The organism is Streptomyces sp. NPDC127098 (genome assembly GCF_042722465.1).
Classification (GTDB): domain Bacteria; phylum Actinomycetota; class Actinomycetes; order Streptomycetales; family Streptomycetaceae; genus Streptomyces; species Streptomyces millisiae.
This window is the reverse complement of sequence record NZ_JBHXFJ010000034.1, coordinates 40,656-64,967: the sequence shown is the minus strand read 5'-3', so window position 1 is coordinate 64,967 and position 24,312 is coordinate 40,656. Positions and strand designations below refer to the sequence as shown.

Annotated in this window: 21 protein-coding genes; 8 read left to right on the top strand and 13 right to left on the bottom strand. The window is 66.9% G+C overall.

Annotated features, from left to right (window positions below):
- Nucleotides 1-3: 3 nt before the first annotated feature.
- From pknB to ACFWI8_RS21645, 6 genes are all read right to left on the bottom strand, one after another.
- Nucleotides 4-1,929, bottom strand: a complete 1,926-nt coding sequence (gene pknB, locus ACFWI8_RS21670) for a Stk1 family PASTA domain-containing Ser/Thr kinase (RefSeq protein ID WP_387094018.1) — start codon at nucleotides 1,927-1,929, stop codon at nucleotides 4-6.
- A gap of 152 nt (nucleotides 1,930-2,081) precedes the next feature.
- Complete coding sequence (locus tag ACFWI8_RS21665) at nucleotides 2,082-2,522, bottom strand: GNAT family N-acetyltransferase (RefSeq protein ID WP_387094015.1); 441 nt, start codon at nucleotides 2,520-2,522, stop codon at nucleotides 2,082-2,084.
- A gap of 93 nt (nucleotides 2,523-2,615) precedes the next feature.
- Nucleotides 2,616-5,666 carry a hypothetical protein gene (locus ACFWI8_RS21660; RefSeq protein ID WP_387094013.1) on the bottom strand — a complete coding sequence of 1,017 codons (3,051 nt, stop codon included), beginning with the start codon at nucleotides 5,664-5,666 and terminating at the stop codon, nucleotides 2,616-2,618.
- Nucleotides 5,667-5,827: 161 nt separating this feature from the next.
- Entirely contained in the window at nucleotides 5,828-6,259 is a 432-nt protein-coding gene (locus ACFWI8_RS21655) for a peptidoglycan-binding protein (protein ID WP_387094011.1), read from the bottom strand.
- A 326-nt stretch (nucleotides 6,260-6,585) separates the two neighbouring features.
- Nucleotides 6,586-7,860: a tyrosine-type recombinase/integrase gene (locus ACFWI8_RS21650; RefSeq protein ID WP_387094008.1), complete on the bottom strand. Its 1,275-nt coding sequence runs from the start codon at nucleotides 7,858-7,860 to the stop codon at nucleotides 6,586-6,588.
- Nucleotides 7,861-7,865: 5 nt separating this feature from the next.
- Entirely contained in the window at nucleotides 7,866-8,138 is a 273-nt protein-coding gene (locus ACFWI8_RS21645) for a helix-turn-helix transcriptional regulator (protein ID WP_387094005.1), read from the bottom strand.
- A gap of 419 nt (nucleotides 8,139-8,557) precedes the next feature.
- Here ACFWI8_RS21645 and ACFWI8_RS21640 point away from each other — a divergent pair, with 419 nt between their 5' ends.
- Entirely contained in the window at nucleotides 8,558-9,217 is a 660-nt protein-coding gene (locus ACFWI8_RS21640; protein ID WP_387094002.1) for an HAD family hydrolase, read from the top strand.
- Between the two features lie 319 nt (nucleotides 9,218-9,536).
- On the opposite strand, the gene tyrS is transcribed toward ACFWI8_RS21640, so the two are convergent.
- From tyrS to ACFWI8_RS21610, 6 genes are all read right to left on the bottom strand, one after another.
- Nucleotides 9,537-10,805 carry a tyrosine--tRNA ligase gene (gene tyrS, locus ACFWI8_RS21635; RefSeq protein WP_387093999.1) on the bottom strand — a complete coding sequence of 423 codons (1,269 nt, stop codon included), beginning with the start codon at nucleotides 10,803-10,805 and terminating at the stop codon, nucleotides 9,537-9,539.
- Between the two features lie 81 nt (nucleotides 10,806-10,886).
- Entirely contained in the window at nucleotides 10,887-12,086 is a 1,200-nt protein-coding gene (locus ACFWI8_RS21630) for a glycosyltransferase (RefSeq protein ID WP_387093997.1), read from the bottom strand.
- A 4-nt stretch (nucleotides 12,087-12,090) separates the two neighbouring features.
- Nucleotides 12,091-12,960, bottom strand: coding sequence for an aminoglycoside phosphotransferase family protein (locus tag ACFWI8_RS21625; RefSeq protein ID WP_387094059.1), 870 nt, complete (start codon nucleotides 12,958-12,960; stop codon nucleotides 12,091-12,093).
- A gap of 80 nt (nucleotides 12,961-13,040) precedes the next feature.
- Nucleotides 13,041-13,739, bottom strand: coding sequence for a glycosyltransferase family 9 protein (locus ACFWI8_RS21620; protein ID WP_387093994.1), 699 nt, complete (start codon nucleotides 13,737-13,739; stop codon nucleotides 13,041-13,043).
- Between the two features lie 359 nt (nucleotides 13,740-14,098).
- Nucleotides 14,099-15,781: a pyridoxal phosphate-dependent decarboxylase family protein gene (locus ACFWI8_RS21615; protein ID WP_387093991.1), complete on the bottom strand. Its 1,683-nt coding sequence runs from the start codon at nucleotides 15,779-15,781 to the stop codon at nucleotides 14,099-14,101.
- 39 nt (nucleotides 15,782-15,820) lie between these two features.
- The gene (locus ACFWI8_RS21610; protein ID WP_387093988.1) at nucleotides 15,821-16,417 is read right to left on the bottom strand and encodes a DUF4254 domain-containing protein; all 597 of its coding nucleotides are present in this window, start codon (nucleotides 16,415-16,417) and stop codon (nucleotides 15,821-15,823) included.
- Nucleotides 16,418-16,838: 421 nt separating this feature from the next.
- Here ACFWI8_RS21610 and ACFWI8_RS21605 point away from each other — a divergent pair, with 421 nt between their 5' ends.
- Together ACFWI8_RS21605 and ACFWI8_RS21600 are read left to right on the top strand one after the other, a co-directional pair.
- Nucleotides 16,839-16,976: a hypothetical protein gene (locus ACFWI8_RS21605; RefSeq protein WP_387093985.1), complete on the top strand. Its 138-nt coding sequence runs from the start codon at nucleotides 16,839-16,841 to the stop codon at nucleotides 16,974-16,976.
- 276 nt (nucleotides 16,977-17,252) lie between these two features.
- Nucleotides 17,253-18,644 (top strand): hypothetical protein, encoded by a 1,392-nt coding sequence (locus ACFWI8_RS21600; protein WP_387093982.1) that lies wholly within the window; start codon nucleotides 17,253-17,255, stop codon nucleotides 18,642-18,644.
- An 11-nt stretch (nucleotides 18,645-18,655) separates the two neighbouring features.
- On the opposite strand, the gene ACFWI8_RS21595 is transcribed toward ACFWI8_RS21600, so the two are convergent.
- A complete protein-coding gene (locus ACFWI8_RS21595; RefSeq protein ID WP_387093979.1) occupies nucleotides 18,656-19,435 on the bottom strand; it encodes an SDR family NAD(P)-dependent oxidoreductase in 780 nt (259 codons plus the stop codon).
- A 262-nt stretch (nucleotides 19,436-19,697) separates the two neighbouring features.
- Here ACFWI8_RS21595 and ACFWI8_RS21590 point away from each other — a divergent pair, with 262 nt between their 5' ends.
- The 5 genes from ACFWI8_RS21590 (at nucleotide 19,698) to ACFWI8_RS21570 (ending at nucleotide 24,115) form a co-directional block, all read left to right on the top strand.
- On the top strand, nucleotides 19,698-20,309 hold the full coding sequence (locus ACFWI8_RS21590) for an ATP-binding protein (protein ID WP_387093977.1): 612 nt from the start codon (nucleotides 19,698-19,700) through the stop codon (nucleotides 20,307-20,309).
- Nucleotides 20,310-20,546: 237 nt separating this feature from the next.
- Entirely contained in the window at nucleotides 20,547-21,866 is a 1,320-nt protein-coding gene (locus ACFWI8_RS21585) for a hypothetical protein (protein ID WP_387093974.1), read from the top strand.
- Nucleotides 21,867-21,993: 127 nt separating this feature from the next.
- The gene (locus ACFWI8_RS21580) at nucleotides 21,994-22,263 is read left to right on the top strand and encodes a hypothetical protein (RefSeq protein WP_387093972.1); all 270 of its coding nucleotides are present in this window, start codon (nucleotides 21,994-21,996) and stop codon (nucleotides 22,261-22,263) included.
- Nucleotides 22,263-23,354 (top strand): MvdC/MvdD family ATP grasp protein, encoded by a 1,092-nt coding sequence (locus tag ACFWI8_RS21575; RefSeq protein ID WP_387093969.1) that lies wholly within the window; start codon nucleotides 22,263-22,265, stop codon nucleotides 23,352-23,354. The genes ACFWI8_RS21580 and ACFWI8_RS21575 overlap by 1 nt, the downstream gene beginning before the upstream one ends.
- Nucleotides 23,355-23,356: 2 nt before the next feature.
- Nucleotides 23,357-24,115, top strand: a complete 759-nt coding sequence (locus tag ACFWI8_RS21570; RefSeq protein WP_387093966.1) for a hypothetical protein — start codon at nucleotides 23,357-23,359, stop codon at nucleotides 24,113-24,115.
- Nucleotides 24,116-24,312: the final 197 nt, after the last annotated feature.

Sequence of the window (24,312 nt, the reverse complement as noted above, 5' to 3'; positions counted from 1 at the left end):
CGGCTAACCCGGGACGGCCACCACGAGCGTCATGTCGTCGCCGGAGCGCCGCTGTTCGATGACGGTGCCCTGCTCGAAGCGGCCGTCCGGGCGGTCCTCGCGGGTGACGGCGAAGCCCTGGGCCTCAAGCGACGCACGCGCCTGGTCGAACTGCTGGCCGAGGACGTTCGGGGTCTCCTCGGGGGGCCCCTGCTGGCCCTGACCACCCTGGCCACCCTGGCCGGGGGCGGCCGCGATGACGATCTCGACGGGCGTGCCCGCCGCGGCCTGGGTGCCGCCGTCGGGTGACTGGCGGAGGACGGTGCCGGGCGCGACCGACGGGTTGACCTCCTCGAACTGGGTCGGCTGGAGGCCGGCGTTCACCAGCAGCGCGAACGCCGATTCGAGCGGCTGGCCGCGGACGTCCGGCACGGTCACGGTCGCCGGCTGGTCGTTCCCCGGCTCCTCGGTGGCGGTCGGGGTCGCCGCGACCGTCAGGGTGACGGTCTCACCCGGCGGTGCCTCCTCGTCCGGCTCCGGATCCTGGCTCAGCACGGTGCCCGGCTCGGCGTCCGCCGTCTCCTCGGTCTCCTGGGCGACCCGGAAACCGGAGTCCTGGAGGTCGGCGAGCGCGTCCTCGAACGGGTCGCCGACCACGTTGGGGACCGGCACCGGCTGGGGGCCCGAGGACATCAGCAGGGTGACGGTCTCGCCCCGCTCGATCTCCTCGCCGGTCGGCGGATCGGTCTCACAGACCGTGTCCTCCTCCTGGGCGCACGGCCGCTGCCCGGCCTCGGCGATCACCAGACCCTCGGACGCCGCGCGGTCGCGGGCCTCGCGAACGGTCATCCCGGCCAGATCCGGCACGGTGACCAGCGGCGCGCCCTCCGCCTCGCCGTCGCCCGCGAAGAGCAGCCGACCGATCGCGACGGCGCCGATCAGGACGAGGACCGCGCCGACGGCCAGCAGGATCTTCGGCCCCTGGGAGGAGCGCCGCGCCGGCCGCCGGGCGGCCCGCCGGCCGCCGTCGGAGGCACCGGCCGCCGGTGCCGGCATGGTGGCGGTCGTCGGCTCGGGGGCGGGCGCGGGCGAGAACACGGCCATCGCGGTCCGGCCGTCGAGCACGGCCTCGATGTCGGCCCGCATCTCGGCGGCGCTCTGGTACCGCTGCTCCCGGTCCTTGGCCAGGGACCGGAGGACGATCGCGTCGACGCCGGGGGATATGCCCTGCGTCAGCAGGCTCGGCGGCGTCGGCTCCTCGCTGACGTGCTGGTACGCGACGGCCACCGGGGTGTCGCCGACGAACGGCGGCCGGCCGGTGAGGAGTTCGTAGAGCATGCAGCCGGTCGAGTACAGGTCGGAGCGTGCGTCGACCTTCTCGCCCCTGGCCTGCTCGGGCGACATGTAGTGGGCGGTGCCGATGACGGCCGAGGTCTGCGTCATGGTCATGCCGGAGTCGCCGGAGGCGCGGGCGATGCCGAAGTCCATCACCTTCACCTGGCCGGTGCGGGTGAGCATGACATTGGCCGGTTTGATGTCCCGGTGGACGATCCCGGCGGCGTGCGAGTACTCCAGCGCCTGGAGCACGCCCACATGGATCTCCAACACCCGCTCGGGCAGCAGCCCCCGGCCGGCGACCAGCAGGTCGCGGAGTGTCGAGCCCTCGACGTACTCCATCACGATGTACGGCATCGGGACGCCGTTCACGTGGTCCTCGCCGGTGTCGTACACGGCGGTGATCGCGGGGTGGTTGAGCGAGGCGGCGGACTGCGCCTCGCGACGGAAGCGGGCCTGGAAGACGGGGTCGCGGGCCAGGTCGCCGAGCAGCGTCTTGACGGCGACCGTGCGGCCGAGACGGCTGTCGTACGCCAGGTAGACCTCGGCCATGCCGCCCCGGCCGAGCACCTGCTGGAGCTCGTAGCGGTCGGCGAAGCGCGGCGGCGCGTCCATGTCGTGTGCTCTCCCGGGGCAGGCTAAGTCCCGTGAGCCTAGCGGGAATTGGCCCGTGCTGTCCGCGAGTCCACCGCCGACCGCCAAGAACCGGGCACCGGTCGGCCACCCACGCGGCGTCGGCGGTGCTGCCCTCTCGCCCGCCGGGCGACTCAGCCGGCCAGGGACTTGGCGTAGCAGAACGTGCCGGGGCGGTCCGCGTACGCGCCGTACGGCTCGGTGCGTCGGTAGCCGGCGGACTCGTAGAGGGCGATGGCGGCCGGCTGCAGATGCCCGGTGACCAGGCGGAGGCGGTCATAGCCGAGGTCGGCCGCCCGCGACTCGATCTCCTTGAGGAGGGCGCGGGCGATGCCCTGGCCGCGGGCGGCCGGCGCGACGTACATCCGCTTGACCTCGCCCGTGCCGGCGATGTCCGTGGTCTGGACGGCCACGCAGCCGACCGTCTCGTCGTCCACGACGGCGACCAGGTAGTGGGCGCCGGGGCCCACTCCGGAGCGGCCCTCCAGGCCGTAGCGGGCCACCAACTCGGCGAAGGCCGCGTCGAGCAGCCGGATGAGGGCGAGGTCGTCGGCGGTGCGCTCCTCGATAAACATGCCGAGGATTGTATAGGTATAAGTGCCGTGGGGGGGCGGGGGGGGGGGGGCCCCACCGGGACCCCGACGCCCCACGAGGCGCCCGCCGCGGCGTCAGGGTGACGCCGCGGTGCCGAACTGGTGGAAGGCGTCGAACACGAGCCGGCCGCTGACCACGACGAAGGTGACGGTGTGGCGGCCCGGCCGCAGCGAGGTCAGCGAGTACGCGGCGGCCCGCTCCCCGGTCGCGGTGACGGCCACGTCGTTCGCCACCAACTCGCCGTCGACGAGGACGTCGACGGTGGCCGACGTGCCGTCCCCGTCGATCGCGAACCCGCTGCCCCGGAACGGCACCGTGAGCTCGGCACCGGCCCGGCCATCGGAGCGGGTGCGGTACAGGAAGGCGTGCCCCGCGGTGACGCTGTGCGTCCAGGAGCCGGCGGGTCCCGAGAACTCCACGCGCTCGTCGCCATTGTCGACGCGCTCGGTGGCGTACGGGGCGTGGCCGGGGACCGAGGTGACCTCCAGGTTGTCGAAGCGGTTCTGGTAGAAGCCGCTGGAGATCACCACCCGGCCGGCCACCGTGTCGGCCGAGCGGTCGGTGTACGTGAACACGCGCTCGCCGTCGAGGTAACCGACGTACTCGTCGCCGCGCAGGTCGAGCCGGATGGTGTGCGGCACGGCCGGATCGAGGTCCTCCAGGGTGCCGGCGAGCAGCGTGCCGCTGGCGGAGCCGGTCGGGAAGGCCGTGACGTCGCCGCGCTTCAGCAGCCCCCAGGTGCCGTCCGGTCGCACGGCGAAGGTGATCCCGTCGTGCACGTCGCCGCCGCTTCCCCGGGAGTTGCGGCCGCCCAGGGCCACGTAGTTCTCGTAGTACGCGTCGGGGTCGTCGTCGACCTTCCGCGCCGGGTCGAAGGGGGTGAGGTCGAACGAGAAGTCCATGCTCACCGAGTAGTTCGCCCAGTGGTCGTCGCCGATCAGCGTGTGCGGGTAGGAGTTGCCGCCGTACCGCCAGAGGCCGGGCTTCAACCAGTAGGGGATGTTCTGCCGCAGGAAGTTGCCGTCGCCTGGCCCCTCGCCGCTCGTCTCGACCTCGAACGCGCCTCCCATGTCGGTGGCGTAGCGCGGGCCGCCGCCCCGGCGTTCGACGTAGTCGAGGCGCTCGCCGCCCACCGGGGCCGTCGGGTACTCGTCGTACTCGAAGTCGTCCCGGTAGAGCGTGCCACCCGGCCGGCCGACGTCGAGCACCGTGCGCTCGTACGGCTCGGAGGAGCCGGTCCGGTACTCCGCGACGCCACGCAGCGTGGTGACCGTGGAGATCGAGTGCGGTGCCAGGGTGACGGTGAACGAGCGGCCACCGTCCTCGGCCGGCCGGGTGGCCACCCGCCCCAGGTCCTGGAACCAGTTCTCGTCGTAGCGCTCGCCCGCGTCCGGGCCCCGGGTCTCGAACCTGGTCAGACTCCTGGACTGGGCGCGCCCCATGTCGCGGACGGTCACGGTCACGGAGACCGGGTCCCGCGTGTCGTTGGTCAGGACGGTCGAGTAGTCGGTGCGGCGCGGGTCGGCCAGGGTGAGCCAGCTCGCGCCGCTGTCCCCGATGCCGTCCCCGGCCGACCAGCCCGTGCCGTACGAGGCGCCGCCGTCCACGTAGTTCCAGGCCCGTCCTGGCCCGGTCTCGGCGAAGGCCGTGAAATGCCTGACCATCTGCACCCCGCTGTCGAGCTCGTACCAGCCCGACCAGGGGTCGTGGGCGCCGATCAGCTGCTTCGCGCTGTAGGTGCCGTTCTGGTAGAACGCGCTGATCGCGGGCTGGAAGAGGTAGCGGGTCTGGCCGGAGTCGGAGGGCAGCGGTCCCGCCGAGGCGTCGTCCCGGCCGGCGTTGTGGTAGCCGAAGATGACGCGGTTGGCGATGTCGAGCGAGCCCTGGGGGCCGGTGAGGCCGCCGTCGCCGGCCAGCTGGACGCGGTTGCGCGACATCGAGGTGGGCGCGATGCCCTCGGAGTACCAGAACTCCTTCCCGTACACGGTGTTGAGGATCCGGATGGCCCGGTCGGCCTGCGAGGTGTAGTGGATCGAGACGGCGTCGACGCTCGTCAGCAGCGCGGCCGGGTCGAGCGGCCGGCCGTCCGTGCCGGCGGTGGGCTCGTCCGGGTCGCCGATCGTCCAGTGGTACGTCGTCGAGTCGCCCTCGGCCGGCGGGTAGACGATCCCGTCGGAGCGGGTCCAGCCGTCGTACTCCCGGCCCGGGAACACCACCCGGTAGACCTTCTGGCCGGCCAGGTCGCCGATGTAGGCGATGTCGTGCGCGACGTTGGTGTACACGCCGTCCTCGTCGACCGGGCGCCCGGGGTCGGCATCGTCGGCGTCGATCGCGACCGGGCGTTCGAGCATGTCGATCGCGGCGACCTCGTCCTCGTCGAGCACCCGGACGAGGTCGTTGGCGAAGCCCCGGCCCTTGATCTCGTCGGCCCCGACGAACCTGATCCGCGAGGCGTAGTCGTAGCGCGGGTCGTTCTCCGGGCGCGAGTCCTCGGCCAGGCGCCGCTCCAGGTAGTCGAGGAAGGGCAGCACGTCGGCGCGGTCGTAGTCCTCGTTCTTGCCGATGCCGATCCAGTCGATCTCGATCCCGAAGGTGTCGTGGACGGCGTCGATGGTCCGCTTGTACCAGGTGTAACGCGCCTCGATGCCGGCCGCCAGGCCGCCCTCGGCGGCCTCCTCGACCCACCGCGGGTCCGCCCAGCGCAACAGGCTGACCTCGATGTCCGGGTTGATCGACCTGGCGTCGGCGGCGAGGTGCCAGCCGGCGCCGGCCAGCACGTCGGCCTCCTCGTCGGCGGCCCGCATGGAGGCGGGCTCGGTCCCGGACGAGGTGTTGGTGTCCGAGCCGAGCTCGACCTTGACCTCGGTCAGGCCCATCCCGGTCACCGGGTGGAAGAGGGTGTTCAGCAACTCCCAGTACTGCTCGGGATTCTCCTCCTTGTAGTCCAGGAGGAGCCGGGAGGTGTTGTTGCACGAGACCGCCCCGAACCCGCGGAAGAGGTCGGCGGGGTTCCGGTTGATGGCGTCGCCGTCGATCGTGAACGCCTGCTCGATCGGGGCGACCTCCGCGTCGGTGGCGGAGGCGGCGGTCGGGTGGGGCGCGCCGAGCCAGGTCAGCAGGAGCACCAGCAGCGGTAGTGTTACGGCCGTTCGTCTGAGTCCACGTGGCATCTGCATCGAAGCCTCGATTCCGGTCGTCAACGCGAGCCGGCTCACGCTAAGCCGAGCCACTCACGCCCGCACCGCGTCGGCGAACAACCGATCAGAACCGATCAGTTTCGCAAGTCTCAGCTGGGGTCGCCGACGCAGCGGACGAGGGACCCACCGAGGTAAGCGGGCCAGGCGAGCACCGAGCGGGTGTTGGGGCCGTAGATGCCGTCCGGGGTGGTCCCCCGCAGTGCCTGGGCGCGCTCCAGGGCGGTCTCCGTCCGGGGGCCGAAGTCGCCGTCGACGACGAGGTCGCCCTCCTCGTTGCAGTACCTGAGCGCGTTCTGGAGGGCCGTCACCCCGCTGCCGGAGGCTCCCCGAGCGAGGGTGCAGTCCGTGCTGTTGGAGGCGACGTTGTAGGGCAGCCGGACGGAGCGGCCGCTGAGCACGAACCCCTTCGACCCGTCGCACCAGCCCGAGGCGGCGGCCGGCCCGGCGGTGGCGACGGAGGTCAGGCCCACGCCTGCCACCAGCGCGGCCGAGGCCACGACCGTGGAGAGAATTCGACGCATGATGGATGCTCCCTTCGCCGCCGCACGTTCGCCGTGCGGCGGGTGCCTTCGTCGTCCGCCCGGTGGCGGGCGGGAGCAATCCTCACGACGACGCTTTCTTCTCGCTTTCATGGGCCGGGAGACGCCCCGACCACGCGGGCCGGGGACCACCGGTCAGCACTCCACCACGTTGACCGCGAGCCCGCCGCGGGCGGTCTCCTTGTACTTGACGTTCACGGTGACCGCCTCACCGGACAGCCGCTGACCTGCACTTTTGCGACGAAGTCCCTGCGGCACAGTGCCGCAGGGACTTCTCAGGGACTTTCCGCGCCTCAGGGCGCAGTAGCTCAGGCTGCCAGCCAGATGTCGATCGCGGCGAGGCCGCGGCGGCCGGCTCCGGGCATGAAGTGAGCGTAGTGCTCCAGGGTGATGGCGGGTGAGGCATGGCCGAGCCACTGGGAGAGGCTGACGACAGACTCGCCCGCCTCAAGCTGCACGCTGGCGTAGGTGTGCCTGAGGACGTGGAACATGTCCTCGCGAGACAGCTCGAAGACCGGGTGGCGTCGGACGCGCCCGCCATGCCGAGCTGTCTTCTCGCCGACCACCCCGACCACCCCGGCTGATGCCAGAGCAGGCCGCCAACTGCGTTCATTCCAGGTCTTGTAGAAGATCCGGTTGCCCTGGGAGGTGCTCAGAAGGAGTCGCACCGTCACCGGCTTTCGTTGGCGGGCCTCCACCTTGGTCCTCGGAGGCTCGGGGTTGCGCCACGGCAGAGTGCACTCCACTGCCGGAAAACGTCGGAGATGCTCGCGAACCCGGAGCGCCAGGTTGGGCGGCAGCAGGACGGTGCGTGTCTTGCCTCGCTTGGGCAGGCAGAAGTATGGCCTTCCCCGGCTATCCCACCGGAGTTGTCGTCGCACGTGAACGACCCCGCGATCGAAGTCGATGTCCCTTTCATCCAGTGCGAAAGCCTCGCCTTGGCGTAGGCCTAGACCGACTCCGAGATCAACGGCTACGCGGTAGCGTTCCTGAAGACCCGCTCGAACCGCGTCCACCGTGGGCCGGGACCATGCCTTCGCCTTCTTTTCTTGTCGCTTGGGACGTTTGACCGAACGATGCACTTTCATCGGGTGCTTGAGAAGGCGCTTGTCCTCGACAGCAGCAGTGAGGATGGTCGACAAGTGGATCCATATGACCTCGGCTGATGAATCAGCCACTCGAGAGAGCAAACCGGCCTTGAAGGCCCGGAGCGCAGCGGCATCAATCTCGACCAGCGGGGTGGAGCCAAGCAGAGGGATGATGTGATTCCAGATCCGGCTGCGCATCGGCGCCGCCGTCGAGGGCTCGTAGGACTGATTGGGCCACCACTCCCGCTCGATGTAGTCGGCAAGGAGGATGCTCCCATCACGGGGATCGTGGAACTCCCCACGCCGGCTGTCCGCCTTCGCGACGGCGAGCCAACTCTTGGCATCCTCGCTCGTATTGAAAGAACGGTCACGGACTCCCGGAATGCCCTTAACTCGGTACCGTTTCCCTTTCCCCCACTGCTTCGTGCGTTCCCGCTTACCGGTGGCCTTGTTGGGGCGCTTCTTCAGCCATCGGTCCTCTACGTAGCCCGCCACGGATATCAGCTTGACCGTCGGGAGGTGCGGCGCTCCACGCGCCGATTGACCGGGTCAAGCGACCGGTTAGAGCGGGAGTCAGCTCGCTCCTGTTCGGCTATCCATTTGTTGAGTGACGATATGCGGTACATGACGCGACGTCCCATCCGGAAACTCGGGGGGCCCTGGCGTCGATGGCGCCAGATGTACAAGGTGTTTGGTGAAATGCCGAGGTACTCGGCAGCTTTGGGAAGGGTCAGAAATGCTGTAGTGGAAGCGCTGACGTCTTTCGCGTTCACTCCGAGACCCCTGACGATGTTTGGCTTGTTGGGTCAGTAAGGATCCTGAAAACCTGGGATTTGGGGTGACTGAGAATTTGTGCTAGTCGCGGGCTGGCCAGCCGGGTGTTGTACTTTGACATCAGTCCGGAAGGGAATCCACGTCTTGCTGTCTGCCGAAGGCGAACTTCACGGGGCCAGGGTGAAGGAGCCATTGCCCTGGCGCGTGCATGCGGGCTTGCAACAGTGTCGGAGAGATGAAGTTGACCGGTCTGGCCGCCAGCGGCGCATCCCCAACGGATCAAGACGGTTCTCAGCCGTGATACGTCGGCTCCCCTTGCGGGCGAGGCGCCGAGTGGTACCTACGGGAGAGACCTAAGAATTGGGAGGCTCAGCGATGGCTATTCTGTGACATGGCGAATGGGTCTACACTGCCGACCATGACGCGACCCCCGGTTGAGCTGGTGATCTTCGATTGTGACGGCGTACTGGTGGACAGCGAGCGAATAGCCGTCAAAGTTGACGCGGTGATCATGGCCGATCTCGGATGCACGTTTAGTGAGGAAGAGATCATCGAGAGGTTCGTTGGCTCGCCGACAGAGGTCTACACGGCTGCCGTCGAGGAGCGGCTTGGGCGGCCTCTGGAGAAGGGCTGGCTGCGGCAATACGAGCACTTGTATCTGGCGGCCTTCGAAGCTGAATTGACCGCCGTCGATGGTGTAGAAGAAGCTCTCAACGACCTCACCATTCCGGTCTGCGTCGCGTCGAACTCAAGCCCAGCCAGCATCAGGCGAACCCTGGAGATTGCCGCGCTGAGCGACCTCTTCGAGGGGCGCATCTTCAGCGCAGCCGACGTCCCTCGAAGCAAGCCTGCGCCTGACCTCTTCCTGCACGCTGCCCACTCCATGGGCGTGGAGCCTGAGCGGTGCGTCGTGATCGAGGACAGTGCATATGGCGTTCAGGCGGCCCGTGCCGCCGGCATGCGTGCCTTCGGCTACTGCGGCGGTCTCACTCCCGCCTCGCGGCTGAAAGGGCCAGGCACCACCCTGTTCGACGATATGCGCGACCTGCCCAGAATGCTGGCCAACGTTGCCCGCTGAACTGCCGCATTGCCTTGCCCGCCGCCACCTGGAAACGTCGGCTGTGTGGCCACCAGGTTCGTGCCAGTGAGATTGCCGAAGCCCGGCCTGGCTAGCTGGTGATGGTACGGACGCCCGTCTTCCGTAGCTGCCGGCCATGAGTACTCGATCAGTCTCGGGCAGCGAATCGGAAACGCTGCCAGGACCGGCCGTTGCACCCTGACGGCCGATCCTGTAGGGGTGCCGGCGAGTTGGCTCGCTTCGCGGGATGCCATAGCTCAGCTTCGCGAGCCCGAGGTGCTCCTTCTGTTCACGGCTGAGCTTCCCTCTTTCGGTCCGCTCAGGCGCCGGTGACTTCAATTGCCGCCAGGTTCTTCTTACCCTTGCGCAGCACCAGCCAGCGTCCGTGCAGAAGCTCGTCGGCCGTGGCTACTGCGTCCTCGGCGGTCACCTTCACGTTGTTCACGTAGGCGCCGCCCTCCTTGACTGTGCGGCGTGCGGCGGACTTGCTCCCCGCCAAGCCGACCTGGGTGAACAGATCGGTGACTGGGCCGAGTTCGCTCACCTTGGCGCGCGGGAGCTCGGAGACCGCGGCGGCCAGCGTCGCCTCGTCGAGCTCGATGAGCTCACCCTGCCCGAACAGCGCCTTCGACGCGGCGATCACGGCCGCGCACTGGTCAGCGCCATGCACCAGCGTGGTCAGCTCCTCGGCGAGGGCACGCTGCGCGGTACGAGCTTGTGGCCTTTCCTCGGTGATCTTCTCCATGTCCTCCAGCTCTTCACGGGATTTGAAGGAGAGGATGCGCATGTACCGGGAGATGTCCCGGTCATCCGTGTTCAGCCAGAACTGGTAGAAAGCGTAGGGCGTGGTCATCTCCGGGTCGAGCCAGAGCGTGCCGGTCTCCGTCTTGCCGAACTTGGTGCCGTCCGACTTCGTCATGAGTGGCGTCGCGAGGGCGTGCACCTCGGCCTGCGGCTCCAGGCGGTGGATCAGATCCAGTCCAGCCGTGAGGTTGCCCCACTGGTCGCTGCCGCCGGTCTGGAGGGTGCAGCCGTACCGTCGGTACAGCTGAAGAAAGTCCATGGCCTGCAGCAACTGGTAGCTGAACTCTGTGTAGCTGATGCCCTGGTCGGATGCCAGGCGCTGGGCAACCGAGTCCTTGGTGAGCATCTTGTTGACTCGGAAGTGCTTGCCGATATCCCGCAGGAACTCGATCACGGACAGGCCCGTGGTCCAGTCCATGTTGTTGACCATGGTCGCCGCGTTGTCGCCCTCGAAGGAGAGGTACGGCTCGATCTGCGCGCGCAGCCGGGTCACCCACTGGGCGATGGTCTCCGGGTCGTTCAGAGTGCGCTCGGCGGTCGGCCGCGGGTCGCCGATGTGGCCGGTCGCGCCGCCAACGAGCGCAAGCGGCCGGTGGCCGGCCTGCTGGAGCCGGCGGAGTGTGAGTACCTGTACCAGGTGCCCGACGTGCAGACTGGCCGCGGTTGGGTCAAAACCGCAATAGAACGTGACGGGGCCGTCCGCGAGAGCCTTGCGCAATGCGTCCTCGTCAGTGGCATGGGCGATCAGCCCGCGCCACGTGAGCTCGTCGACGATGGCCGTCACGGTTCTGTATCTCCTTGGGTCGCGTCTCTCAGTGTGGCGGCAAGTGTAGTGGTCCAGACCGGGTCGCTGCGTTTCCCCTGGTCAGGGGCCTGTACGGCGAGCGGGGGCCACACCAGGTGTTCCTTGGGCGTTCTCCATCACAGCCCCGAACCATGAATCGAGTAGTCGGTTGGTTACAGATTCGCTGCGGCGGCGGTAGTCGCGGACGAATGCTTTGCCCTTGGCCACGAGTCGCGGCCTGAGCGCCGGATCGTGATCGATTGCATCGATTGCCTCACCAAAATCTCGTGCAGCCCGCTCGAGGTCGTTGGCGGCAACGACGGGATGCAGCACATGATCCTCGTCGAGGACGTGGGCGGCGATCGGTGGCGGGGTGATGAACATCGCGGCATCGCCGAGTTCCGGCAGGCTGCCTATGCGGTGGGCCACGACTGGCACTCCTGACTCCATTGCTTCAAGCGAAACTCGCGGAAGCCCCTCCGGGCCGAGGGACGGTACCAGCAGAATCCTGGTGCGGTTGTAGATGGTGGTGGGGTCCGGGGCGAAGGGCGCCACCTGGACGCTTGGCGAGGGCGGCACGTACGGCGGGACATCGGGCCAGGTCTTAACGACGAGGTAGGCGTCGTTGGGGCGCTGACGAATGAGCGCGTCCCAGACGTGCCGGCCCTTGATGGGGTGGTGGTTGATCAGGGTCAGGTACCGATTCTCCGTGCCCAGGGGAACCGGGCTGGCGGCCCGCTCAGGGAGGAGGTTAGGGAGCACCTGCGCTGGAACACCGGTCTGGCTGTGGAGCGCGTCGGCGATGGTCTGGCTGACCGCATGCACACTGGTCTGCCGCATGAGGTCGTAGTAACGCCGGACCTGGTCGGCGGGGTGAGCACGCCTTGTGGGGTAGAGCTGGTCGGTCACGAGCACGGCTACCTGCCGACCACTCGCGAGGCTTTCATCCAGCACGGCAAGGTGCGCTTCTTGGAGGTGGATCGCGCACGAGTTGAGCAGGATCACGTCGGGGTCCAGGTCGCTCAGCAGGTCTTGCAGAGCCCGCCGGTACGCGCTTGCTGGGCCTGGTGCACCGATGAATGTTTCGTGGACTGTGCAACCCTGGACGCTTCGGGTTCTGCGTTCGATCCCGGGATTGCTGTGTTGGGCGACACAGGCGAGGCTGGCCGGGTGCCCGCGAGTGATGACGCGTCGCAGCAGCTCGCGTACTTGAAGGAAGAGGCCGTTGGTGAAGCCCTCGCGGGTGAAGTCGTCGATGCTGACGAAGACGATGCCGGTCACGGCGTTACTCCTTGTGGGCTGCTGCGGCGGCGAAGGTATCGAGTAAGGTCCGAAGCCGTGCGGCGATCTGGCTGTCAGCCGAGGGAGGTCCGGTGACGCTGAAGGGGCTGGGAGCGAGCATCTTGAGGCAGGCGATCGCCGAGTACAGGTCGAACATGCGCCGTCGAACAGGGACGTCGCACAACGGCGCGGCGACCTGTTCGATGCAGTCAGCCTCCGGTCCACGAGCCAGGAGACCGGCACGTGCGACGCCGAGCGGGTATAAAGCGTCACCGAATCCGATCTCGTCCAAGTCGACGATCGCTGTGACTCTCCCTTCATTGACCAGCACGTTCTGGTGGGTGGCGTCGATCAGGTAGGGCAGTGGGGGGATGCGATCGAACTCGGAGCGAAGCTCGCGCATGGCTCTGCGGATATCGCCGACGACTGGTATCTGCCCCAGTGAGGGAGGCAGATGTTCGATCGCGCCGGTGAAGTATTCCCAGAGCACGTCCGACCAGCGAGGGTGGCAGCGAAGGTCGCTGTAACTGGCGATACCGCCGTATCCGGGACCGGGTGGAAGCCCGCGCACGCGCCGTTGGATGTCGAGCAGGTCATCGGCGACGCGGCTCTTCTCGGCAGCCGTAAGCTCGGCGTAGACGTTGCAGAGATCATCCCCCGGGGCTCGCTCAAGGAGCATGATTGGCCAGGGCAGTACTGTCTGGGTGAGGTCCATGGACAGCACGCGGGGAACGGGCACTCCCACCCGGGCAAGTTGGCTCCGCCAGTACGCGAATCCCTCGAAGCATTCGGCGCGATCGTGTCGCGCGATCCGCGTGATCACGGAATCACCGGACACCAACCCCACCCTGAACACGAAATGACTACGGCCCATTGGGATTCGGTGCGCGGCCACGGCCTCATGGTTTAGGCATTGACTGACAGCCTGCAGAACTGCCTGCTCCGTCGGGGGCCTCATGGTAGGAGTAAGTCTGTCGCTGCGAGCGGGACGACATTCAGGCTGGCGTAACCTCGAAAGAATGACCAGGTCGTCTCGAAGTCGTCGGTGCTCACAATCAGACCAGGCACACCAAGGCAACCCGCGAGATGTCCCAGACCGCTGTCGCAGCCCACGAAGAGACGGCATGACAGCAGGCGGGCGACCATCTCGGGGAGTTCTGCTCGCATGTAGACCAGATCTTGTCCGAGGTAATCCTTGGTGTCTGGGCCGCCGAGGACCCGGACCTCGCCGTGTGCTGCTATCTGGCCCAGCAGCCGCCGGATGGAGTGGATTGGCGGCGGTGTACTGGATCGAGCATCGAACTGGCAGTACACCACATTTTCTTGGTCACCAGGCGTCGGCTCCTCACGGAGAGGCAGCGGGGATCCTTGGTGGCGAGCTCGTCCCCCGAAAGTGTCCGCGACGGCGTGATTGAATCGGTCAAGCCAAGGGAGACTCCATGAGGACCGGGCGAAGATTGCATCGCCGCTGATCGCTTCACTGGGCGTGGCGACGTAACTCACCTGTTCGCATGCGAAAACGTCGACCACTTCGGCGAGAGCCCGCGAACCCGTGACGGCAACTGATGCCACGTTGTTATCTCGGCAGTAGTGCTCCAGACCGGTGACGATGCCCAGCGCATCGCCAAGACGATTGTGCCGGGCGAACTGCATAACGCATCCTGCCGGGAGCGTAGACGGCGATACGCCTGCCTCAGCTGAACCTCTTCTCGTACCGACGAGCTGGTCGCTTAGGCAGCGCAGCCCACGCTGGCCGCAGCGCCAAGTCCGAGGAAACTTCGCAATGTCCACCGCGGGCTCCTGGTGGGCATCGACAAAGTGCACCTCATCCCATTTAAATTCCTCGATGAGTCCACCGATGGCTGGTGGTCCGCTCACCTCCACCCGGCTCAGCCCATGCATTTGAGCGTAGGCTGCCAGACCAGCAGCCAGCTCGACGCAGTCACGGACCGAGAGGTCCGCGGCGGCAAAACGCGTCGGCAGTTCTTCTCGTCCGCTAGAGGACGACCGGTTCACCGAGCCCCCTCGTGTACCTCTGGATCGGACTGTATGGTGTCGAACTGCCGCTTAGCCTTGAGTAGGCGCACGACCAGCTCCCTGGCGTGAGAGTCGGAGAAATGCGGATTGAGGGAATAGATGCGCAGAGCCACGACCGGCTCGCCAGTCGACGTGTAGAACGCCGCAGACGTCTTGCTCACCGCGATCTGTTCAGCGTCTGGAACATGTTGACGCGACAACCAAGCGAACAAGTCGGACGTGTACTGGTTTATCCGGCGCACAGAGCTGGTGTCGCTGAAATCCTCCTCCTCGGCGACCGTGTCATTTGGCTCGTAGCAGCGCAAGAACACATCCGGTCCGTACGAAATTCTATTGATGACCACCGCGTCGCCGGCTGCCAGATCATCAATGTGGCGCCGGAGGGCTTCGGCTGCTTCAAGTGCGTGACCGAGAAGTTGTCGCATTCCCTGTTTACCTAGGGCCTGCAGGCCAATCCAGGTCGCGACCATGTTTGCCGCCGATCGAGACGTTTCTAGAGTGAAGGTGCCAGGATTATAGGCATCTTTGTCGTGAAATAGTGGAGTCATGATTCCGCCGTCACGACGCAATCGCGAGAAGTCTCGCCCGTCTCGCATGATGATCATGCTGGATGTGTACGGCGCAAAACCAGTCTTATGGAAATCGACTCCGAATGAGTCGGCGTGCTGAACTGTCCTTAGGCGCTCCACAAGTCGTGAGAGCTTGGCTACCACAGGCGGACTGAATCCCAGCGGATTGCTACATAGATCGTAGTCGATAAAACAGAAGTAGGCCCACCCGACGACGCTGTCTGCATGCACATGCGGGGTGTAATCTAGCCCGTATTCGACTGTCAAGCGATCTCGCATTTCGGCGATCTCGGCAAAGTCATCAACAGCCATATTGGATGTTGTCCCGCCTGCACCCATGATGCATGCGAGTCGACGGCCGCTTGCTAGTACGTCGCGACAGGCCGATTCCATGGAATCCAGGTCTGTGGTCTGGTCAGGAAGCGACGCTGCGGATACGTAGTTCTGGGTGCCGATTCCTAGCCACGCGCACGCCGACTTCTGCGAATAGTGTGCCGGCCAGGAACCGACCACGGCGATCCCAGGCTCGATTCCACGTTCAGCATGATCGGGCTGTGCCTTGGAGAGACCGACCTTGATCGCGTACAGGTTCGTCGCAGTGCCGCCGAAGGTGAACAGGCCGCCTGCCCGATTCGGGTCGCACCCCGCCAATCGCGCAAGCGCTCCGGCGCAGGACACCTCAGCGGAAAGGGACTCCGCAGCGTCCTCTCCGGTGACGCCGTTGGGCATGAACAGCGACACTGCGGACAGCGCCGCCAGGTTGACGAACGATGGTGGTGGAACGATGTTCTTGGCGAACATGTGGTGATGCACCTTGACCGATCCAGCTAGCCACCAACGCAGCTGGCTGAGCACCGTCTCCGAGGCGACAGGGGCCTCGGGCAGATGTCCATCATCTACCGGTGAGCGCCCGTCCTCCCGGCCCCTTCGCGGATACAGAGGGCCCACCCCCTGATTGCTCAGCACCTCATCGAGGGCGTAGCGCATGAGATCGACAAGTGCGTCTGCGTTGCCGCCGTCGGGGCGCAGGAACAGGCCGTCGCGCCAGTGCTCGAAACCATTCCCACTCCCGGATGCATTAGTTGTCATCGCACACCCCAGGGTCTCCGAATGGTAAAGTGACCGTGCTCATCGCCCGGGCTTTCCATAGAGCTTCAGGCGCTCAGGGCGCGGCATGCGCCGTCGGCCAGCTTCGAGATCCTCACACGCAACCGCGATAGACCACACGAGATCATCGCGCTGGCGGAGCAGAATTACGACGCGCTTCGCCGTGCCAGCATCCTTCTTTACCAGTCGCCCGGTATGCAGGATCCGAAGTGTCAGCACCGAGAGCCGATCAAGCGCCGAGCCGATTGACTCAGTAAGAGGAGGCACGTCCTGGCTCACATCCCACGCCGAACCAATTATTCGATCGACCTGCTCGATGAGTTTGTGGCGAAGGCTGTTGAGTTCGTCGATCTCGCGCTTGATGGCTGGGATCTCCCCGTCCTCAGCTCGCCGTATCCGATCCTCGGCTTCCCACTGCCGACTGTTGACCGCGTGCAGCCGGTTCAGTGGCGTCAATAATTCTAGGGAGCGCGGAACCCTCATTTCGGCGAGGGCGCCATCACACCATCCACGCGGTTCTACCTCGTCAAGCCCGGAATGGGCCTTGACCATCGCTGCATGTAGATCACGACTCAAGTCGTCCGTATCGAGCGCCACCTGAGCGGGCATCTCGGTCATGGGAGTGATTCCCCTTCGGGTGCCTCGTTGGGTCAGCTCGGCGACGGCCATGGGAGGCGACAGTCAACAACCGCAGAGGGGCCGAGCGGGGCGCGCTCGTTGCTCCGCCCGTCTACTGGCGCACGACTCTGGGGCCATGGGGCGTGGTGCGACGCCACCCAAGTCTCCTCTCTGCTTACCGAGTTGATCCCACGGCACGCTAACAGTTCGGAAGGGAACTGGTAGTCGATTTTGCGCACGTTGCTCGAGGCTTGGGCGGTTCGCGATGAAGGGAGCTGGCAGTCTGAGTGGTTGCCGCATGCGTCGGCTTGGGTGCGGAGCTCAAGGCTCTGCACGGCTGATCGGCTGCGGGGTAGGTTGCGGGTTTTCCGACAACTGCTGAGCAGCGTGGCCATCCGGCCCACAGATCAGCCGCCTGTCCGTGCTGACCAACCTGACCAACCTCACCGAACGCAACACCCGACTCGCTCGGCACATCACCCAGCTCGAACGACGGCCGTCCGAAGCCCTCGGCCAGGATGCCTGGAGAGCTTCCGGGCTGGGCGCCTGGGCGACGTAGATGCCCTACAACAGCAGGTCGCCCGGTTCGAACGGCACGTCGCCGACTTCAACATTGAGCTCGTCGAAGGCGACGAAGACCTGGATACTGCGCCGGCCACCATCTGGGCGACGTGTCGCAGCAGGCAACCCCCGGGGAGGAGCGGGCGCCAGATCTGGGTAGCTGAGCAACATAGTTCTGCCAGCCGCTCTGAAAAGGGTTGTACGGGGTTGTAATTCGTAGGAGAGGTGGCTTTCGGGTGGACACGTACCGTGACCGTGGGTGCATGATGATGGCATGCCTCACGATCGACGCGCTGAGATCCATGTTGGGTCGGGTCTGCGGGAGCTGATGGTCGAAGCCCGATGCTCAAATGCCCAGTTGGCCCGGAAGGTCAACGAACTTGCTCTCCGCCAGGGGATCGTGACCCGCTACGACAAGGCCTCCGTGACCCGGTGGCTTGGTGGCATGCACCCGCGCAACCGGACTCCGGAGTTCATCGCCGCGGCCTTGGGGGAGTTCCTTGGACGTGCTGTCGCACTGGCTGAATTGGGCTACGCGGCAGCACCGCAGAGCGCTGTGGCTTCCCGAGCCCTGGCTTACCGTGAGGATGTGGGTGAGACATTGCGTACGCTCGCTGATCTCGGTTCGGCCGACCTGACGCGACGCGACTTGCTGGGGGCCGCTGTGCCCTTCGTGTCGGCGGCGTTGATGGAACCGCAGCGCGAATGGCTGCTCTGGCTGGTAGAGGACAAGGCCACCCCGCTGGCCGTGGCCGAGGCGGATGGCGAAGTCGCCCAGGTCCTAGCCATGACGGCGATGTTCGACGAGATGGACAACAAGTTCGGTGGTGGCGGGGTGCGCTCCAGCATCGTGCACTACCTCAGCACCCAGGTGACGCCGTTGCTCCACCGCTACACGATGCCGTCCCAGCAACGGCGGCAGCTGTACACCGCTGGTGCCAAGCTGGCGGCAACGGCTGGCTGGAGCCTGTATGACTCCGGCGAGTATGGCTTGGCCCAGCGGTACATGATCCAGGCTCTGCGGCTGTGTGAGGAGGGAGAGGACCGGGTTCTGGGAGGCCAGATCCTGGCTGGGCTGTCTCACTTGGCTACCAACCTGGGGCATCCGAAGGAGGGGATCGCGGCCGCCCGCACGGGGATCGCCACGGCCAAGCACGCTGGCAGCCCGCTGGGGCTGATGCGACTGCACGCCATGGCCGCCCGCGCGTATGCCGCCCTGGGCCAGAAGCAAGAGGCTGTGACCTCGCTGAGCGCGGCTGCCGCAGCTCTCGAAGCCAGCCCCGGGCGTGGGAGTGAGTCCCCCTGGGTGCAGTTCCTCGATCATCATTACTTGGAAGCCGAAGCTGCGTTGTGTCATCGAGACTTGGGTGAGGCTCGGGCCGCCGAGCGCCTGGCCACCGCCTCGGTCAGGGCCAACGCGGCACGTGGCCGGCGCCGGGCGATCAGCCGATCCGTACTCGCGACGGCACTGTTGCAGCAGAGGCGGCTGGACGAGGCGGTGGCCTCCGCCGAGCAGGCGTTGGACGAGCTGGGCGGGAGCGTCCAGTCGCAGCGGTCGATCCAGGCGCTGCGAAACTTCCGTGGTCGCCTCGCCCGGCACAGGACAAATCTTCAAGTTCGTGAATTTGAACAGCGCGCGGTGAGCGTCCTGGGGCCAGCCGCCTGAGAACAGGTGCGTCAGTAGCCCTCAGGGGTAGGCGCATTTTGGGCTCGATCCACGGGGATGTGTGCACCGGAGATTCCGCTCGACATGTCGGAGAGCAGGAACGCCACGACTTGGGCGACCTCTTCGGGCGTCACGAGGCGTCCGCCGGGGGTCTCGCGGAGGAACCGCTGGTAGGCGTCGGGCTCTTCTTGCCGCATCCGGTCCCACCGCTTGCCGGGGATCAGCATGGACCCTGGCGAGACGGTGTTGACGCGGATCCCCTGGGGACCCAGCTCTCGGGCCAGGACAGTCGCCAGGTAGATCAGCCCGGCCTTGGCTGTGCCGTACTGTGCCTGCGGGCTCGGTCGCCATCCACTGATGCTGGAGATGAACACTACGGAGCCGCCGCCCGCTGCCCGCAGGACTGGCGCTGCCGACCTGGTGAGTCTGGCGGCGTGGCCCACGTTCAGCTGCCAGGTCGCTTCCCAGTCCTCCGCTGTTGACTCTTCCAGGGCACGCCCTCGAGCGCCGCCTGCACAGGCCACCACGCCGTCCAGCCCGCCGAGCGAATCCGCGGCGTCTGCCACGAAGCTCTCCAGATGCCCCGGCTCGGCGATGTCCAGCCGTCTCGTGAACAGCGATGCTTCGGGCAGAGACGCTACGAGGGCCTCGAGGTGCTCGGTCCTGCGGCCGCATGTAGCCACTGAGGCTCCGGCGCTGGTCAGCGCACGCACGATACTGGCGCCCAGTCCCCGAGAACCACCAGTGACCAGCAGGCGTCGGCCGGCAAGCGCCAGATGTGAGGCGGTCATCTGAAGTCTCGGAAACGCGCGAGTGGCAACAAGGGCAGGTCCTTCCACCCGGATTGAGACAAAGCTTCGACGCCGCAGGCGGCGGCGAGACAGCGAAGGCAACTACAGCAGGTTACGGCGGACGTGCAACCCCTCTCAGCCCGGTGTGCGAGAGAACAACCGCTGTGACATCTCCCCTACGAGCCGTGATGACGCTTGTCTGTTGCGTGGCCACGAAACGCCCGGCCTACCGAGTTCGGCCACCGCACAGGCACGAGGAGACATGGGGATGAGGAGTGCAGCTTCACTGTCACGGGCAGTCTTCCGGCGTCAGCCGATCTCCAACGTCAGGGCGTGGTTCATAGCTCGCGCGGCTGGACGCGCTGAACGAGTTCTCTGGCGAGGCGTTCGAGGCATCCATGCCTCCCGGACCACGGTGGCAACTGTGCCACGAAGGGCGCCCGGCTCATTGGAGGGGCGGGCTGTTGCGACTTTTCCGGCGCAGCCAGACAGCACGGCGGCCGCTCGTCGAATGGTTCGTCACTGCCTTGCGGATTGGAAGCTGTCCGGTGTAGCCGATGTGGTCCAACTGGTGGTCAGCGAGTTGGTGGCGAATGCCGTGACTCATGGGGCACCAGGACCCTCCGCGGGGGCCACGGTGGTCGTGGAGGCCCAGCGATTCGAACGCGGGCTTCGTGTGACGGTGACCGACGGCAGGCCGGATGCCGTGCCGGTCGTGCGTGCTGCGGGCGCGGATGAAGAGTCTGGTCGTGGGCTGCGGATGGTGGCAACGGTCAGCAGCGCCTGGGGCTGGCGACCGGTGGCTCAAGGTAGAAGTAAACAGGTGTGGGCGGAGTTCGAGTTCGACATGAACCCGCCGAAAGACGGCCGTTGAGGCTTCGTTCTGGATTGATTGAAGCGCCCCGGATCCAGCCTCCCCCGAGGCGCCTCAACGGCTCTTTCTCCTTCCCCGGCCCGGCTTCCGGGCCTCGCTTGGCTCACTCGCGCGGTTTGGGTGGGGGTGCCCGCTGCGTGAGTGCAGTTCCGCCCCCTGTCGAGGTGGTGCAGCCCTTGGCAGGGGAGCGGGACCCCAACCTTTTTTGCACCTTGATCCGATTCCCGGAGAGCGGACGTGACTTCCCCCGACGAGAACGACCTCGGCCCCGCAGCGGCAGAAGCGGTGCTCGCGGCCAGCTACGGCCGGCTGTCTCCTGCGCCTGCGCTGCTGTACCGGCAGGTCGGGCTGCTGCCGCCGGTCGCCTTGGAGATGGGGGAGCTGGTGGCGGCGAGCGGGATGCCGGACCTCGCCGAGCCCGCTGTCGAGGCCCTGGTCCGGTGCGGGTTGCTGCGGCGTCAGGAACTGAGCGGCGGTTCCCCGGTCTTCCGAATGAGCTGTCTGGAGCGCGAGCACGCGGTCGGCCTGGCGGAGCGGCAGGACGGGCAAGAGGAGCGCGGGGCGGTTGTGCTGCGGTGGGTGGAGTACCTGCTGGCCGGCGCGATCGCGGCCCGCGAGGTCTTGTCGCCCAGCATCCCGCCCGAGCGGGTGGTGTATCGGCATCCGCTGCCGGAGCCGCGGGGCGTTCCCGACGAGCCGGCGGAGGCGTTGGCGTGGCTGGCGGCGCACCGGGAGAGCGTCGCGGCGGCCGTGCCGGTGGCGTGGAAAGCGGGCTGGCCGGAGCTGGCGTGGCGGTTGCTGGTGGCGATGCGGCCGCTGGTTCAGCGGCGGCGCGACGACGTGGTCTGGCTGCCGCTGTTGATCGACCACGGACTGCCGGCCGCCCGACGCGCCTTGGACAACCGTGGGGAGCGGCAGCTGCTCGCCGTCATCGGGGAGGGGTGGCTGAGCGAGGAGCAGCCGGCGGAGGCGATGGCCTGCTTCGAAGACCTGCTGGCGAGCGCCCGCCAGCATCAGGACGAACGCGATGTTGCGCGGGCTCTGCTCGGGATCGGCCAGGTGCAGTGGAGCTCGGGACGTCCGCGTGCTGCGCTGGCGCCGCTGCGGCGGGCCGCGGACCTCTACGGTGCCCTGGGGGATCAGCATGGGCTGGGTCGGACACTGATCCTGCTTGGCGACCTCGCGGCCACCTTCGGCGAGCCCGACGAGGACGTGCTGCTGCTGTCCCTGGCGGTCGATCTGTTGAGGGAGTGCGCCGAGCAGTACGACCGGGCCAGGGCGCGGGCCTACCTCGGCCTCGCCCACGCCCGGCGCGGCCATCACGTCGCGGCCTCCAACTCTCTCCTGCAGGCGCGAGCTGAGTTCGCCGAGACCGGCGCGATGTGGTGGGAGGCCCGCTCGGTCGACTGGCTCGCCGCGGCCACCCGCCGCCAGATCGGGGACGGGGCGCGGCACCTGCTCACCGAGGCGTGCCGGCTGTACGAGCTCGCCGGCAGCGGCCAGGACGCCGCCCGCCTGCGCGCGATGAGCGCCCGACACGAGGCCGCGCACACCTGACCCACGCGGTCGAGCACGGCAGCTTCCTTGCCGCCACGCGGCTGGTCATGAAGACCGCCCGAGCCGACTACACCCTACTTTCCAGCCTTTTGTAATAGTTCTAAATAGTTTGGAAGTTCTGATTCAGATGAGCATGACCTTCGAAGTCTCCTCCGAGCTCGACGTCGAGGTGCCGGGCACGCGTCCCTTCGGGTTGGACGCGCTGGTGCGGCCGGACGGGCGCGCACCTGCGCTGGGCGGTGTCGTCACGGTCGATCCGGTCACGCAGCTGTCGATGGTCGACGGGCGGGTGTGTTTGGAGTTGCCGGAGGTGTGGCAGGTGACGGCGTTGACCGACACCAGCGCGTCCCCGCGGGACGGTATGGAGGACGAAGACGAAGACACCGGGCGCTGCTGATGAACACCACGACCGCGTCCACTCGATCTGGGACGCCGCGCCTGCTGGTGGTCACCGTCGCGTTGGACCCCACCGCCGACCTGGTGCTGCGCGAACTCAACGCTCGTGGCGTTGAGTTCTGGCGTATCGACCTGGCCGACTTTCCCAGCCGCCTTCGCCTCTCGACGCAGCTGCGGCCGGATGGCCGCTGGGGCGGCACCCTGAGCGATGGCCGGCGGGAGACCGACCTCGCCGAGTTGCGCGCGATCTGGTGGCGCAAGCCCGCCGGCTTCGGTCTGGCCGAGGGCATGAGCGTGGCGGAACGCGGCTGGGCCGAGAGGCAGGCGAGAGCGGGGCTCCTGGGCACGCTGAACTCCCTGCCGCAGGTGGTGTGGATCAACCGGCCCGAGAACAACCAGAGGTGCGACAAGCCGCGCCAGCTCGCCGCCGCCGCGCAACTCGGCTTCGCGGTGCCGGACACCCTCATCACCGACGACCCGGCCGAAGCCGCGGCCTTCGCCCAGCGACACAGAGGGCACGTCGTCACCAAGTCCCTCAGCGGCCTGGTCTATGAGGAGGGTGGCGAGCGCGGCGGTCTCTACACCTACCCGGTACCGCCCGAGCAGCGGGGCAGCGAACGCATCGCCCTGACGGCGCACTTGTTTCAACGACGGATCATCGACAAGGAATACGAGATCCGCGTGACGGTGGTGGGTGACCGCATTTTTCCGGTCGAGATCCACGCCCCCGAGGGATCAGGCCGCCTGGACTGGCGCTGCGACACGCCCAACCTCGCGTATCGAAGCACGGTACTTCCGTCGCCGATCGGCGAGCGCATCTTGATGCTGCTACGTCGATTTCAACTGAGGTTCGCCACGCTCGACTTCATCGTGGACTCGCGCGGCGCCCACTACCTCGTCGATGTCAATCCCAACGGTCAGTGGGCCTGGGTGCCGGAATTCCGGCAGCGGATACCGAACGCCTTGGCCGATCTGCTGGAGAAGGAAACACGGGCGTCGCCTCAGCGAGAAGCCTTTCCTCGTGTGCGTCATCTCGCTGTCGTGGGTCGGGATTCCCTTCCACCGGCACCGTTCGTGGGTGGTGCGGGGTGAGTATGACGGTGGTGCGTCGGCCGGCGCACGCCAGTGCCGTGGAGGTGGCTCACGGCTACACGGGGCGCGATGTCGCGCGGATCGCATCCCTGGCGGTGTGGCAGGCCAGGTGCGACTTCTACGACACCGCCCAGCAGTACGACATCGCGTGGTCGGCCATCGCCGAGACACTGTGGACCAGCGCGGAGGAACCCGAGGCGCAGACCTTGTACGGCGTCGGTCTGCGGGCGATCCATGACGAGGCACGGTTCATGGTCCGTGGCCGGGGCGCCTGGCAGACGGACAAGCCGATCAAGAGGTTCCACACCTACTGGAAGCCCGTTCAACGCCAACCGTTCGAAGAGCTCCCTGTGGTGGAGCGGATCGCCGCATTGCAGGTCTACCGCGGCTTGCCGGAGATCCATCAGTGGACGCTGTGGGCTCTCACGGTGGAAGACGACTTGGCTGAGGCGGCAAACCAGCTGCAGATCACATGCGGCGCGTTTAAGCAGCGGCTGCGAAGGGCCCGGCAGGCGGCCGTGGAGTTGTGGTTCGCGCCGGAACCACCACCGGCCAAGGTGCCGTGGCGGGCGGCGCGTCCTCGCAAGATCGGCGGCATGTGCGCGAAAGGGAAACACGAGATGGTCGGCGAGAACGTCGGCTATCAACGTCCCCGGATTGGCGAAAGTCAGCGTTATTGCCGTGCCTGTTCCCGAGAACGCAAGCGGCGTGAACGGGGAGCCGCGAAGGCATCAGCACTCTCGTCAAAGCCAACCGCATGAGTCATGGAAGGGGGAATTGCGTGGAGCCCTTGATGGCGCCGGTCATCGTCGAGCACGACACATCCGTCACACGCCGCGCTCGCGCAAACAACACTAGCGCGAGCATCAGACCCGTTCACCACCTGGACTTCGACCGAATAGTGATCAGGGGCGGATGGGATCGCCCTGTTCGGGCGCAGACGGCAAGGACCCAGCTG

Coding starts and splice junctions, on each gene's coding strand:
- pknB (WP_387094018.1), bottom strand. CDS start 1,929: ATGGACGCGCCGCCGCGCTTCGCCGACCGCTACGAGCTCCAGCAGGTG.
- ACFWI8_RS21665 (WP_387094015.1), bottom strand. CDS start 2,522: ATGTTTATCGAGGAGCGCACCGCCGACGACCTCGCCCTCATCCGGCTG.
- ACFWI8_RS21655 (WP_387094011.1), bottom strand. CDS start 6,259: ATGCGTCGAATTCTCTCCACGGTCGTGGCCTCGGCCGCGCTGGTGGCA.
- ACFWI8_RS21640 (WP_387094002.1), top strand. CDS start 8,558: ATGACGCGACCCCCGGTTGAGCTGGTGATCTTCGATTGTGACGGCGTA.
- ACFWI8_RS21625 (WP_387094059.1), bottom strand. CDS start 12,960: ATGGGCCGTAGTCATTTCGTGTTCAGGGTGGGGTTGGTGTCCGGTGAT.
- ACFWI8_RS21620 (WP_387093994.1), bottom strand. CDS start 13,739: ATGCAGTTCGCCCGGCACAATCGTCTTGGCGATGCGCTGGGCATCGTC.
- ACFWI8_RS21615 (WP_387093991.1), bottom strand. CDS start 15,781: ATGACAACTAATGCATCCGGGAGTGGGAATGGTTTCGAGCACTGGCGC.
- ACFWI8_RS21610 (WP_387093988.1), bottom strand. CDS start 16,417: ATGACCGAGATGCCCGCTCAGGTGGCGCTCGATACGGACGACTTGAGT.
- ACFWI8_RS21600 (WP_387093982.1), top strand. CDS start 17,253: ATGCCTCACGATCGACGCGCTGAGATCCATGTTGGGTCGGGTCTGCGG.
- ACFWI8_RS21595 (WP_387093979.1), bottom strand. CDS start 19,435: ATGACCGCCTCACATCTGGCGCTTGCCGGCCGACGCCTGCTGGTCACT.
- ACFWI8_RS21590 (WP_387093977.1), top strand. CDS start 19,698: ATGGGGATGAGGAGTGCAGCTTCACTGTCACGGGCAGTCTTCCGGCGT.
- ACFWI8_RS21580 (WP_387093972.1), top strand. CDS start 21,994: ATGAGCATGACCTTCGAAGTCTCCTCCGAGCTCGACGTCGAGGTGCCG.
- ACFWI8_RS21575 (WP_387093969.1), top strand. CDS start 22,263: ATGAACACCACGACCGCGTCCACTCGATCTGGGACGCCGCGCCTGCTG.
- ACFWI8_RS21570 (WP_387093966.1), top strand. CDS start 23,357: ATGACGGTGGTGCGTCGGCCGGCGCACGCCAGTGCCGTGGAGGTGGCT.